This window comes from Paraburkholderia sp. BL10I2N1 (assembly GCF_004361815.1).
Lineage (GTDB): Bacteria > Pseudomonadota > Gammaproteobacteria > Burkholderiales > Burkholderiaceae > Paraburkholderia.
The window spans coordinates 457,003-470,083 of the sequence record NZ_SNWA01000003.1 but is presented as its reverse complement, the minus strand read 5'-3'; the positions used below and the strand labels follow the sequence as shown (position 1 = coordinate 470,083).

The window sequence follows — 13,081 nt, the reverse complement described above, 5'->3', positions numbered from 1 at the left end:
GCGAGCAATTGTGCGCAAAAAGGCTCGGGATTTGAAACACACTGTCGGCCCCGTCGACCTATCGCAAGCGGAAAAGCAAGCGATCGCGCAAGCCGCCGGTGTAGCGCGTGCGCGGCCTTACTACAGCGATTTCGTGTGGTGATGCAATGCCAAATCAGGTTGACTTGAAACTGCTCTTCGCGAACCTGCAGGCGTCGCTCGCCGGCGACCTGGCGCTTGCACGCAGCGCTATCAACCACCCCGGTGACAAAGGGGCCGCAGTTGAAGCGAACTGGCTGGGGATGCTGGTCAGACACCTGCCGGAGCGCTATCGCGCCGACAAGGCGACCGTGATCGATAACCGAGGAAATTGCAGTGACTCAATTGACATCGTGGTCTACGACGGCCAGTACACCCATCTCGTGCTGAAGCACCAAGACTTCCTGTACGTGCTTGCGGAACCGGTCTATGCCGTGTTCGAAGTTAAGCAATCGGTCGATAAGAGCCATGCCGGGGACAAGGCCGCCTCCGTGCGCGGTCTGCATCGCACCAGCGCTGCAACGGTCGACATTCGAGGGGCGACGGCGCTGAAACCACCGATTCCCATTCTGGCTGGGCTGTTGTGCACGGATAGTGGGGTGGTCGCCGCCCTTCGGAGAACCGTTTCCCGAGGTCATGGCGGGCTTGGCCGGAGCGCCCGATTGACCTTGGGGGCGACGGCGCTGAAACCACCGATTCCCATTCTGGCTGGGCTGTTGTGCACGGATAGTGGGGTGGTCGCCGCCCTTCGGAGAACCGTTTCCCGAGGTCATAGCGGGCTTGGCCGGAGCGCCCGATTGACCTTGGGTGTGTCGCGCGAGCTGGCGCGTTTCTGAGCGAGGCCGCTGAATTGGTCGTCAGCGGCACTGACACCGCATTGGCCTTTTTCCTGTTCACCCTGCTGCAGCGCCTGCGGCAAGTCGGCACGGTCGCACCGATCGATTTCAGTGCGTACATCCCCTATCTAAAGTGAAACACTGGACTGCGTGCCAGGCGATCGTGTGCCGGACTGCCCCGTAGCCCCACCACCGTATCACAGCAACGCAACGCTTCTCCCGCTCCGGGCAGTCTCGTTATTTCCGTTTTTCGAGTCTCACGAAAAGCGCCCCAGTCTCACGAAATCCGTTTCCCCGCACTTTTTGAGCACATCGCTGCTAGGGCACTCTTTGGGCACTTCTCTTAGGCGCATCTCTCCTTGGGGCACATTTTGGGCACATATCGGCCCCAGTAGCCGGCGAGCAGCCAGCTGTCTCTTGTCCGCGAATCCAATCTGGGCTGGCGACAGCAGCCATCGTCCGCTGGGCAAAGTGTTCGGATCCAGACACTTCACCGGCGGCATACGGCAGCGGAGCGCTGCCGGCTTTGCAGCCGACTCGGGTCGCCTCGCAAGAGGCCTCCTCGGGAAAGTGTGCCTAGTAGCACACTCCTTCACCGCGCGTGCCGAGGCACGGCTAACTTCAATCACGCGGCCGCAAGGGATGTTGATAGGCAGCTGACTCTCGAGCCCCCACAATCCGCGGCGCGTATGAAAAGTGTGCCTAGTAGCACACTGCCGTTCGCTACCATGCGCCTCCGCCGCACTGGGCCTGTACCCGGCCCCGAGGAGCCAAGCTGTGAACTCGCATCGGCATCGCGTGTAACGGCGGCTACAGCACGCTGGATCTCGCAGCCGAAAAAAAGCCCGCGTCGATGCGGGCTCCAGACCCATCAGCCATGCCTCGCTCAGGAGGGACCGCCGTTAAACAACTCGCTTATGACCTGGCGAATCCGCGTCTCCTGTGCATCTGACAGGACCCCCGTTTTGATTTTTACGGTAAAGCTGTTCACGTCCTTGGTAATACTGCCTGCGTGATTATTTCCCGCAAAAAACTTCTCGATTGAACGCTCGCGAGCAGTTGTGCTAGATGCACGACGGCCCACCAAGGCAGCAATCGCCGGAGCATATCTACCTTGGTCTAGGTTTCCCGATACGACTTCCGGCCAAAGCTCTCGGGCAGCGGTAACCGCTTCCTCACCATGCTTCTTGATGACATTCGCAATAGCGTCGGCGGCATTGCCACCGATAAGCGTCGGATTGATATCGAGGTCGCTCGTGATGAACACGGGTAAGCTTTCGAATGCGAGGTATCTGTACAGCCCCCGCCGGCTCATGCCGACAGCTTCCGCCAAACGGGTGCGATTCGGAAACTCTTTTTCGGTACGGCGAATGGAGATGGAAATCTCATAGTCGGCCAGGTCATCCCGACCGATGTTTTCCACCAGCGCCAGCACCGCCATATCCTGGTCCGTGCAATCAACGACGAGGACTTTTATTTCCTCAAATCCGATCAGCTTGTGCGCGCGCCAACGCCGCTCGCCCGCAACAATCTGATAGGCGGACTCCGTTCGGCGAACGACGATCGGTTGTACCAGCCCAACTTCGCGAATCGACTCGGCCAGTTCAGCTAGCTTCCCCTCGTTGAAAACCCTCCGGGGCTGCCACGGGTTCGGCACTATCTCTGACACGGGCAACACAGATTGCGCGCCGCGCGTCTCCAGTTCTTGAATCTTGATATTAGCCGCAGCCAAGGCAGCAGCCATTCCCGGTCCGGTCTTCGGTTTATCGTTCATTTGCCTGGAGGCTGCGACTTCGTCCTTCGGGATATCTGAAGCAGAACGCAGATTGGCGGTCTGTTCGGCCATTCGAGCACGGATATTCATTTACCGAGCCTCCACTGTTCGACGTACATGTCGTCAATCCACTTGCAGTATTCCCTGAGCGGCTGACGGACCCGCTCGACAGTCTTCGAACTCGCGTCTTTCTTGCTCAAGTCAAACACCGTCGACAAGGCAAGCGCGCCGCTACTCATCGCCGAGCTTGCCGGAATTTCGGTTGTCGTCAGCCAATCGCCGTAGGCCCGTTGAGTCCACGGACGAACGACGGAAGCCGACGACGTCGGGCTGTTATCGACTTTTGAGAGGATGACCGAAATGAAGTCGTAGGCCTTGTTTGCCTCTCTCTCCATGAAGTTGCGCGCGATGTCGGAGAATAGGCCCCAGAATGACACTGAACTGATGAAGTCGAGACTTTCCGGAACCAGCGGCATGACCATTGAATCCGCAGCCATCAACGCATTGAGCGTCAGATAGGACAATGAAGGCGCCGTATCGAGAATGATGTAGTCGTACTGGCTGCGAAGCGACGCAAGACCCTCCCGGAGGATTGCCCAGAATTGAAAGCTGGGCTTACTCTTGAGCATCGACGGGATGTAGAACTCCGCACTGAACAAGGAGGGGTGTGCTGCGATCACGTCCAGACCGTCCCAGTAGGTCTGCTTGATGAATGATGACAGCCCGCCTTCGATCGTCTGGTCATAGATGAACGGCAACACCGTCGAATCCTCATCAACCTCCTTCTCTGCATACAGCCCACATAGCTCGGAAAGTGATGCCTGCGGGTCCAGGTCGATGGCGAGCACCCGCCGACCGCGGAGCGACAATCCCTGCGCAAGACACATTGATGTCGTTGTCTTAGTCGAACCACCTTTGAAGTTGGCGACCAGGATGACCTTTCCGTCCGCACCGCGTGACCCGGTGACCAGCGGCGACTGATATATTTCAGATAGCTGCTGCACGTAGGTTCGCGCTTCAGCGAGAGTGAAATGGCGGCTACGCCCGGTACCCGATGCCTCCCCCAATGGCAACGTGCTCCCTTCGCGGGTGGCCTGGTAATGAATCTTCGTGCGATCCAGTCCGCAAAGTTCGGCGACCTCCGCCGTGGTGAATGAAGGAGCCGCCTTTCGCGGTTTCGGCGTCAAGATACTGTTACGCAAGTCCTCCGTGAGCGTGTTAAGGGTCTCCGCGAAACCCGCAAGCTCGCCCAGGGTCACTCTTCGCGTAATTGCAGGGAATTCTGCTTTGGACATGATTTTTAAGGTTTAGCCCGAAATCGAGATGAAGCGTAGAGTACTAGATAAATACAAAAATGTACCGCTAACTTGGCGCCGTTTCTTAGAAAGCGAACGTAAGTAGCTATTTCGCAACCGAAAACCTTTTTAAATTCCGTAATGTGGAAAGAAACCGAGGCGGCAAACACAGGTTTTTGCGAATGCATGTTGAAAGGTCAGGGTGAGGAAAATTGTTGAACCCTTAACGGCTCGGTCCCAATGGTGGGTGAGATGTTTTGTTGGATACAGTGCGAGAAGACGTGAGCGGATCCGTTTGGGACCTATCAGTCTTGCGATGTACGCCAATCGCTGCTTCAACCGGACTTCCCACAATATTCCTCACCGTCAACCTCCTTATCACCCCCGTCACAATTCTCCTCACCGTCGAGCCAACCACGTCGGATGTTCGCCTTGGACTCTCTCTGGCTAGCTGACCCGTAGCGTCTTCGTCCTGATTCGACGCAAGGCTGCGGCAGTCAACACAAATTAACTCACCTTCGCCAACAAAAACCCTCACCACCTTCGGACGTCTCGTTCGCAGGGTACCCCGCTACTGAAGGCTTTCCGCGACATCGCGAACGGTTTCCACAATTCACCTCACCATCGCGCCGGCCGCAACAGAAGGTCTCACCCAGAGCGGGTAAACATTTCACGCTCGTAGAGGAATTCCATTCACCTTTGCCCTACAAAAGGGCTCACCTTTGACACAAAATCACTCACCTTTGTATTGTTAAGTCATTGTTTTTGCTGAAGTTAGACGCTCCCTGTATGTTGGTGGGTTTGTTGTTTCTAAGACTTTCAAAACACAAAACCAACGGGGTAGAGCGCAGACCCCGAGCAGACGTTCGGCACCCTGGTGAGCCAAATTGGTGGCGTTTTCGGGCGTGAAGGTGGGTGAGCTTAATTGTTGAAACAGCGGTTTGATGGTGAGTCTTTTTGTTTTGACATCTCACCTACCCGTGTTAGAGTTTTCGCGGCTAACAACCAATAAAGAGAAACACGATGTCAACCGAGGTATCGGCACGCGCCACGTCGCGCCAGATGTCGCTCGAGCTGTTTGAGGAAATGTTGGCGACCGACACGCCGATCCATAAGTCCACCAAGGAAATCGGCTATCAGCGGAACAACGTTTTCGTCGATGTCACGGACGTCGGAGTCACCGCGCGTCGCCTGCTTGACGCAGCGCACTTCATCGTGGCGCAGGAGCCGACCACACCAAAATATTACGATGTCGAACTGAGCTACTTCAGGTGGCTCATGCGTTACGACAGCTACAACTACAAGCACCTGAGAGCAGTCGTATCCGAAGCACAGAAGGCCCTCATTCAGGTGTCTGCGGCGCCCCCGGGCAGCACCTCCACTGAAGACGAAAAATGGGTATCCGTGCAATTGCTCGGCATTGTCGGTATCGACAAAGGACGCATAACGTTTGAAGTCCCCCAACCGCTCATCCGCCACATCAAGGACCCGGAAAAGTCGCACTGGTTGAGCCTTCGCATCACGTCGGCCTTCACCCTCACTTACGCACGCGCAATCTATGACCACGTCATTGCGTACGTGATGGACGGCATCACCGATTGGTTTGAAATCGACGTGATCCGAAACTGGCCTGGCAAAGCGGGCTCCAGCGCGACAGTCTTCAAGTATTTCAAGCGGGACAGTCTTGAGCCTGCAGTGAAACAAATCAACGAGGTCTCTGACATCGAGCTGAGCTACGAGACGCGCACCGAAAGTCCGAAGTCCAAGAAGATTGACCGGATACGCTTCAGGCTTTCCAGAAAGGGAGGGGCCGACACTGTCCGCGCGAGCCTGATTGGGTTGAAGGAAACCTACACCACATTGAAAAACGAATTCGGCTTCACGGAAAAGCAGTTCAACGTCATCTCGCAGAACCGCGCCATCTGGTCCGATGACCGCATCCTGGATGCAATCGAATACACCCGAGCAAAGATCGATGACGCGAAGGTGGTAAAGAGTCCGGCGGGCTATCTCATGAAGGCCCTCACTGAGGGCTACAAGCTTTCAGAGGCTGAGCGCCGGATGAAAACGGTACTGGCCCAGAAAGCCACGGAAGAGCAGGCGGAGGTGACTGCCAGAACTACCACGAGACTCGCGGTTGAAGCGAACAGCGCAGCTCGTGAGGAAGAAGCGAAGCTGCGATTGGCCGAGGAGGTCCGCGCTGGTCGCGAAGCTTTTGACCAGTGCGACGCACGTGCGAGGAAAGACCTCATGCGCGCTTACATAGCGTCTCCGTCTGGCAAGCTGGCCATCAAGCGTCTCAAATTAAACGTAGCCACCATTGGCGAGGCAGACGTGCTCAACCACGCAGACCTTTCCTTCGCCTTTTACCACTTCGTGTACCTGCGCAACAAACCCAAGGCAGCTCGAGCGCGCGCCTGACCGGCCCAAAGCAACGGGGCTTTGGGCCGAAGGGTGCGAGTTTCCTTTCGGCTGGCGCAACTATCCATTTTTGGAAGAAACGGGCCTGCCAAAGGAATTCCACCGGATAAGGATGTTCGCGATGATCACGCCCTCGCGTTCCTGCGACTCGATCTTCTGCGTGAGCAAGGTCGAGCCGATGCATCGCTTGATCCGGGAGATCTGCGCTTCGACCAGCGAGCGCTGCCCATAGCCATACTTCTTGTGGAACGCATAAATGCAATTTTCCTGGATGTATGCAACGATCCTGTCGTGCCATTGCGTCTGTTCTTCGCCGTGCACCACCGCATGAGAAGGCGGTGGAATAACGGGCAGCACGCCCGATCGCGACAGTTCCTCGGCCCGCTCGATGCTGTAGTAAGCACCATCTGCAATCACGCGGTCAACCGGGATATCGGCGGGCAGAACACGGTCCATCCCTTCGCCAGCCGTCCAGAAACTGCACGCACATACGGCGACGCGGTGATGAATTGCGACTTGAGATCGCAATTGGGGAAATACAGGCTGATTTTTCCACGCTTCTTCAGGCTTTCGTTGTATTCCCGACAGATCGTTACCCGGTAGCCAGGTTTCTCGCGCTTACGCTCCCGACCTTCTTTGAGTCTGGCTTTGTACGGCATCCGTGCTTTTTTGCGCCCTTGATCTTACAATTTTACAACAACAATGCCACCTTCCGAACAAAGCCATGTTGAGCGACTCTAGCGTTTGATGGCGACCATGCGGACGGCAACCGCGAACGCAGCTTCAATAAGTGGTTAGACGCTTGGCGGATATCGCCGCGTCTACGTGGGTATCTGACCCGTTGTCAGACATCAAATCCCAAGAGCTTGAGTGCAAGGTTCAGTTTGGCCTCCAAGTTCGGAAGGTCTTTGCTGAGTCGACGGATGTGTGGCGAGTCAAGGCGAATATAGCGCTCGCCTCGATGAACTGACAGGCGTACGACTTGACTGGGGAGTTCAGATGCGGATCCGGTTGCCAACGCGACGAGGATGTCACGTGGGCTTAGATCTTTTCGCATACCTAACTGAATCGCATGTTGCCGCAGGCGATCCTCGCCAATCTCTTTTGAGAGTTGCTCCAGAAGGTCAATGGTTCGAAAGGAAATCCGGCGATCGTCGCCGAAGGTTTTGATTACTTCATCGGGCAGGCGAGCGGCTTTTAAGTGCCGCGACACGTGTGCCTTGGATACCCCGAGGCCGACGGAAAGTGCTGCCTGCGAGGCCCAAACTTTTGCCTGCATTAGACAGGCATAGAATCGACCGATGGCAACCGTCGATGCTCTTTCTTCTCGCATATCTGAGTGGCGGTGTTGAGCTTCTTTGCGTTGGACGCTAAGGGAAACGGTAGGGTTATTCATAGATGATGGAAGGAAAGGATACGGCCCAGTACCCTCAGCCGGTTGAAGGGGTAAAGGAATGAAAAACGAGTGAAATCAGCTATTTACGTATTTTTCTGACAGTAACTGTGGAACGAAGTCCGACGTGATTGTATTAGAGCGGGTTGGTTCCTATCTCCTCAAAAGCTACATCGTTTTGCTCACCATTCCGGGATAAGACCCTCAACCGGCTGAAGCGGTCGATCGCAACCGCGCACATCACTGCGCTCTCTCGAAAAGCCGATAGAAATCGCGTGTCTTTTGCATGAACGGGTTCCCATGCGGGCTGATTCAATTGAGTCGGCCCAAATGGATCAACCGTCATGCGTCTTTTTAGAAGCAAAAAGCAGATTGCCCTTTCCACCGCCCCGGGCGGCTACTCCAAAGATGATCCCGAGGGGTTGATCTTCGATAGCGGCACGCGCCTGCGTGTCGAGGCGAATCACTGGAAGGTGTTCTGTTTCATCCTCGCCTTCATTGCCGGCGGCGCCGTCTACACGCGTAACCCAGCCCCCTCCGAGGTGAAGGCCTACGGGGTGTCGTCCGATGCGGGTGGCCATCCGGTCGTCACGCGGCTCGCAGCCTACAAGCCTGACGACCAGGCAATCCGCACGTCTCTTCGCGAATCGGTCGAGCGGTGGTTCACGATCGAGCCGGTCATGACCGATGACATCCAGACCTCGCGCATGGCCCGCAACATCAACGGCGTCAAAGCGCAGATGACGGGTAACGCGCGAAACCAGTTTGGTGACTGGCTCAAATCCGACGCACCGTTTCAGGCGATCACGCTGAACCCCAAGCTGGTTCGCGAAGTGAGGATCACGAGCGTCTCGCTCCTCGACGATTCGACCGCCGTCGTGGAATTCACGACGAGCACCACACAAAGCCCGACCGACAAGCCGGTCGTCCAGAAGTACGCGCTGACCTGGCGCTACCAGATCGTGCCGCCCTCCCAGGAGGACGCGCTCGGGGCCAATCCGTACGGGATCTTCTTCCCGCTCTTCACTCTGCAGAAGACCGCCTGATGAACCACTTCCGCAAGCTCGCTCCCTGGATCGCTGTCGCCTCGTGCTTCGTGGGTGCGCCAGCGTTTGCCGCGAAGACCGTCAGCGCGGCTTCGCCACTGTCCCGCGAAATCGCAAACGCCGTGGCCGATCCGATGAGTCCGGTGAATCCCTACAACACAGGTGTTGATCCGATCACCATGCCGGGCGACGCGCGCATGGCCGTGTTTTCCTACAGCCGCGACCAGATCTACCGCATCATGACCGCGCCGCTGAAGACAACCACGATCGAGCTCGCAAGGGGAGAGGCACTGGTGACCGAACCCGCGCTTGGCGATTCGATCCAGTGGATCGTGGACACCGACGGTGCGAACCACGTATTCATCAAGCCAACGAAGCCGGGTCTGGTCAATACCGTGCATCTGAGCACGAACATGCGCGAGTACGACATGACGCTTGTGTCCTCGCCGATGGGCGGTCTGTTTTACCAGACCGTCCGCTTCAACTATCCCGGCTCGCTCATGGCCAAGGTTCGGGCCCGCGAAGAAAGCAGTGGCGAGCAATCGGGCGCAGGCGCTGGATCGGGGACCGACTCAGGCCCGATCGGCGTATCACCCGACAAGCTCAATTTTGACTACACGGTCTCAGGCTCGGCCCCGTTCAAACCGGAGACGGTATTCGACGACGGCAAGTCTGTGTGGCTGAGACTGCCAGCCGGTGCACCTTTCGCGGTGCCGATCATCAAGGAACACGGCGACAACGTGAGCCCGAACTTTATCCGCCGCGGGCAGTACATCGTGGTGCAGCAGCTGGCCGATGAGATCGTGCTGCGGGCTGCGGACGATGAGGTGACGGTGAAGCACGGCCGGCGTGGCCTCTTCGGCTACTGAGACCGTGACATGACACAGCAGAACGGGAACATGCCGAACGACCCGGGCGCGATCGTCAAGGGTAAGTCGCCGCGTAACGCCCTCATTGGCGTTGGCGTGGTCGCCGCGTTCGTGATCGGCGCGATCGGCTTCTACTACCAGGTCAAGGCGAGTAGCCAGGCTGAAGAAGAAGCACGTCTGCAGAAGAAGGCGAAGGCAGCGGAAGTGGTGGACAGGAGCAACAGCACACAGGACGTTGACAAAATCATTGCCGATCAACAGTCTGCCGCGCGCCGAGAGGCGGCCGCCCAGGCTCGCGCTGCTTCCACACCGGCTGGAGCACCTGCTACATCGCACATGACGCCTTCGCTGACGGCCGATAACTTCATTCAGGACCAGCGCAACGCCGAGCTGTCTCGCGAGAACCACGCGGACAACATCTATGTTTCGCCGATTTTCCCGACTGGCGTGAAGGTCAAGGATCAGGCGCCACAGCCACAAGCCACGCTGCCCGGCATCGTGACGCCGCAGCAGATGGCTTTGCAGCAGGCCGCCGCCCAGCAGGCGGCGCTTGGTTCGGCGAGCGCCCAGGCGGCTGACCTGCTTGCGGGCAAACTCGGGCAGCCCGCGGCCAGGCCGAGCACCCAGCAGCACGACACGGATTTCATCAAGAGCGCCGCCGCGCGGTCGGAAGGTGGGCAGGACTTCGCGTCGGCTGGCTTCGTTGGACAGGGGCGCGGCTGCACGCTGTCGCCACCGCATCACATTCCGGTGCTGTCGATCGAAGCCCTGAACTCCGACAGGCCGGGTACGGCCGCACTCGTGGTCGAACAGGACGTGTACGACAGCATACGGGGCGACTGCCTGATGATTCCGAAGGGCACGATGATTACCGCGCCCTACAGTTCGGACATCCAGCCTGGACAGGAAAGCATTCTGGTTGCCGCAACCGAGATGCGCCTGCCCAACGGCAAGCATGTGCCGCTCTACGGCGGTCAGGGTGCGGACGCGGACGGCACTGCTGGCTTCTCTGGAGACGTCAACGAGCACTTCCTCAAGATCTACGGGACGTCGTTCCTGACCGCGATCCTGCTCAATCATTTCGAGAGTGGCACTACGTCAACCACGACCGGCCCGCTCGGGGTGACCCAGGTGGGCGGCACGGCAGGGCAGGTTGCGGCGCAAACGTCGCAATCGATCCTCGGCCGCTATCAGAACATTCCGCCGACCATCACCACCGGTCCGGGCGAGCGGCGCTTCATGATCAAGGTGAATCGCGATATCCATCTGGAGCCGTATCGCGATGATTAGGCGGCTCCTTCTGGCGATCCCGCTCGCACTTGCGGTCAACCTTTGCGATGCATCGACCATTGCTGCGGTCATCAGCCCGTCGAGCCTCGTGCTTGCTGAAGGGCATGCCCGTAACCTGGTAGCGCTTGATGGGAAGCCGGTCTTCTATTGCGGCCTCGGCGCATTTACCTCATGGGCGACGCCGCTCGTCGGCCAGCCCGTGCACAGCAACGCGGACTCGGGCATCACCGTGACCGTCGATTCGCGCGAGGTGTCACTGGAGGCGCTGCTGGTCAGCAAGGGCTGGCTGCAGCCGACGCGTCTTGACGACGAGGCGCAGGCGGCAGTCACCGAAGGTCGAGGCGGCTGGGCGTGTGCCAGCGCGACGGCGCCATTCGAGCTGATGCATACGAGCGTTGACCCGAAGGTGCTAGCCGGCATCGCCCTGAATGAGTCCGGTCTGAACGGACGTGCATGGCCGTGGACGCTCAACGTGGCAGGGCAGGGGCTGTTCTTCAGGACGCGGGCCGATGCATGGCGGGCGATCGAGACGCTCATCGCCGCTCATCGTTGTGATTTCGATGTAGGCCTGATGCAGGTGAACTGGTGCTATCACTCGGAGCGCTTTGCCTCACCCTGGGAAGCGCTTGCGCCCGCAACCAACATCCGTGTGGCAGAGGACATCCTCAACGAGAACTACAGCAAGACTCACTCGGTGGCCAGGGCCATCGCGTACTACCACAGTGCCAACCCGGCTCCGGGACAGGCTTACCTTGAGCGCTTCGAGCGCCATCTCAACCAGATTGAAGCTGGGCTATGAAGCGCACTCTTACCCGTATTGCGATTGTCTGCCTCGCCTCGCTCAACGCGATGGCCGGCCACGCGGCGAACACCGATCCGTTCGATTTCGACTACGAGATCATGGGCGGGATCACCGAGAGTCCGGCGCTGATCTTCAACGACGGGACGAAGACCTATATCCAGCCACGGGCAGGGCAGGTAATCACCGCCGTCGGTGGACATACCGAAGGGCCATACGTGGTGGTCGACGGCACGCCTGAGACGATCAGCTACACCGTCGCGGGACATTCCGCCACGGCACGCTGGACGAGGGCCAACAGCTTTATCGGTGGCAAGGGCGCGCTGGCGTCCGCACGCGACGATCAGCCCTCTGCATTCGATGGTTTCACCAACCGTCTTGTGCTTATCGGCGCGCATTCGCGGCTCGAGCCCGTACGCAACGTCAGTTCGACGATGCCGGTTTCCAATGTTGTGAAGGCGCTGGTTCCGCAGGGTTGGACCGGCTCTGCGCAGAAGGACGTGGACCTGACGGATACGGTGACGTTCGCAACCCGCGAAGGCGAAAACTGGATGCAGGCGCTCGACCGCCTGATGACGCAGACCGGACTGTATGCCGACATCGATTTCGGCACGCGCCACGTGCGTCTGCATCGCGACACGCCCAAGTCGGGCGCGCTGAACTATGCGGCCGGTGGGCGCGAGACAGGTGGGCCAAACGAGACTGGTCTCAACGTCAAGGGCAAGCCTGACGGGATGGCGATGGCAGTCAGCGCGGCCGCAGCTGCATCTCAAGGGTCGCTGCTTGCCCAGGACTTTGGTGCTCAGGCGATCCGCGACGGCGACGACACGCACACGCAGATCCGCTTTGCATCGAAGCCGGCGAAGGAGCTGAGCTTTCGCACGCCTGAGGGGCGTTCCCTTCATCCGAAGTGGGATGGGGACACGAACGTGATGACGGTCGAGCGGGCTGACCGCTTCGTTGTGTCGGATGGCACGACGAGTGTTGAAGTGGCGCGAACCGCTGGCACGGTGTACGACTTCGACAAGGGCAGCCCGGCGCACCTGGAGGCCGTGTTCGACCAGGAAGGGCAGACGTACTTCAAGTTTGCCGACTCGGTCGTGCAGGTGCACGTCGCGGACGTGCGGCATCTCGGTTCGGGTGAGCAGAAGGGCCGCTACTACCATTTCGACGGCACGGCCGGTCAGTTCATCGTCACGGCCGACGGCAACACGGTGAACGTGACGCGCCGGCACGACGTGAAGTATTTCGAGCATGCGGCAGGAACGAAGAACGTACCCGCCACGGCCCCCGACGCCTCTCCCGCTACCGCGGTGGCCAAGTCATGAAGCGCACCTTTT

General features: G+C 58.6%; 12 protein-coding genes. 7 read left to right on the top strand and 5 right to left on the bottom strand.

Translation table 11 applies throughout. From position 1 onward, the window contains the following. Positions 1–146: 146 nt before the first annotated feature. Positions 147–854 (top strand): DUF6602 domain-containing protein, encoded by a 708-nt coding sequence (locus B0G77_RS40175; protein ID WP_133667404.1) that lies wholly within the window; start codon positions 147–149, stop codon positions 852–854. Between the two features lie 886 nt (positions 855–1,740). Here the strand turns inward: B0G77_RS40175 and B0G77_RS40170 are convergent. Together B0G77_RS40170 and B0G77_RS40165 are read right to left on the bottom strand one after the other, a co-directional pair. Beyond that, on the bottom strand, positions 1,741–2,718 hold the full coding sequence (locus B0G77_RS40170) for a ParB/RepB/Spo0J family partition protein (RefSeq protein WP_133667403.1): 978 nt from the start codon (positions 2,716–2,718) through the stop codon (positions 1,741–1,743). Further along, positions 2,715–3,923: an AAA family ATPase gene (locus tag B0G77_RS40165; protein WP_133667402.1), complete on the bottom strand. Its 1,209-nt coding sequence runs from the start codon at positions 3,921–3,923 to the stop codon at positions 2,715–2,717. The genes B0G77_RS40170 and B0G77_RS40165 overlap by 4 nt, the downstream gene beginning before the upstream one ends. Before the next feature lie 1,023 nt (positions 3,924–4,946). Between B0G77_RS40165 and B0G77_RS40160 the strand changes: the two genes are divergently transcribed. After that, positions 4,947–6,344: a replication initiation protein gene (locus B0G77_RS40160; RefSeq protein ID WP_133667401.1), complete on the top strand. Its 1,398-nt coding sequence runs from the start codon at positions 4,947–4,949 to the stop codon at positions 6,342–6,344. Between the two features lie 60 nt (positions 6,345–6,404). Here B0G77_RS40160 and B0G77_RS45090 read toward each other — a convergent pair whose 3' ends face one another. The 3 genes from B0G77_RS45090 to B0G77_RS40145 all read right to left on the bottom strand — a co-directional run bounded on the left by B0G77_RS45090 (position 6,405) and on the right by B0G77_RS40145 (position 7,740). Continuing rightward, positions 6,405–6,800: a hypothetical protein gene (locus B0G77_RS45090; protein WP_243751484.1), complete on the bottom strand. Its 396-nt coding sequence runs from the start codon at positions 6,798–6,800 to the stop codon at positions 6,405–6,407. Beyond that, positions 6,758–7,003, bottom strand: coding sequence for a hypothetical protein (locus B0G77_RS43965; protein WP_208116594.1), 246 nt, complete (start codon positions 7,001–7,003; stop codon positions 6,758–6,760). Before B0G77_RS43965 ends, B0G77_RS45090 begins: the two co-directional genes overlap by 43 nt. Before the next feature lie 185 nt (positions 7,004–7,188). Then, entirely contained in the window at positions 7,189–7,740 is a 552-nt protein-coding gene (locus tag B0G77_RS40145; RefSeq protein WP_133667400.1) for a hypothetical protein, read from the bottom strand. Positions 7,741–8,081: 341 nt separating this feature from the next. Here B0G77_RS40145 and B0G77_RS40140 point away from each other — a divergent pair, with 341 nt between their 5' ends. From B0G77_RS40140 to B0G77_RS40120, 5 genes are read left to right on the top strand one after another with little or no spacing between them, the layout of a single operon-like run. After that, positions 8,082–8,783 carry a type IV secretion system protein gene (locus B0G77_RS40140; protein ID WP_133667399.1) on the top strand — a complete coding sequence of 234 codons (702 nt, stop codon included), beginning with the start codon at positions 8,082–8,084 and terminating at the stop codon, positions 8,781–8,783. Beyond that, complete coding sequence (locus B0G77_RS40135; protein WP_166656386.1) at positions 8,783–9,652, top strand: TrbG/VirB9 family P-type conjugative transfer protein; 870 nt, start codon at positions 8,783–8,785, stop codon at positions 9,650–9,652. The genes B0G77_RS40140 and B0G77_RS40135 overlap by 1 nt, the downstream gene beginning before the upstream one ends. Before the next feature lie 9 nt (positions 9,653–9,661). Beyond that, entirely contained in the window at positions 9,662–10,942 is a 1,281-nt protein-coding gene (locus B0G77_RS40130) for a TrbI/VirB10 family protein (RefSeq protein WP_133667397.1), read from the top strand. After that, positions 10,935–11,741 carry a transglycosylase SLT domain-containing protein gene (locus B0G77_RS40125; protein ID WP_133667396.1) on the top strand — a complete coding sequence of 269 codons (807 nt, stop codon included), beginning with the start codon at positions 10,935–10,937 and terminating at the stop codon, positions 11,739–11,741. Before B0G77_RS40130 ends, B0G77_RS40125 begins: the two co-directional genes overlap by 8 nt. Then, on the top strand, positions 11,738–13,069 hold the full coding sequence (locus B0G77_RS40120) for a TrbG/VirB9 family P-type conjugative transfer protein (RefSeq protein ID WP_133667395.1): 1,332 nt from the start codon (positions 11,738–11,740) through the stop codon (positions 13,067–13,069). Before B0G77_RS40125 ends, B0G77_RS40120 begins: the two co-directional genes overlap by 4 nt. Positions 13,070–13,081 lie beyond the last annotated feature (12 nt).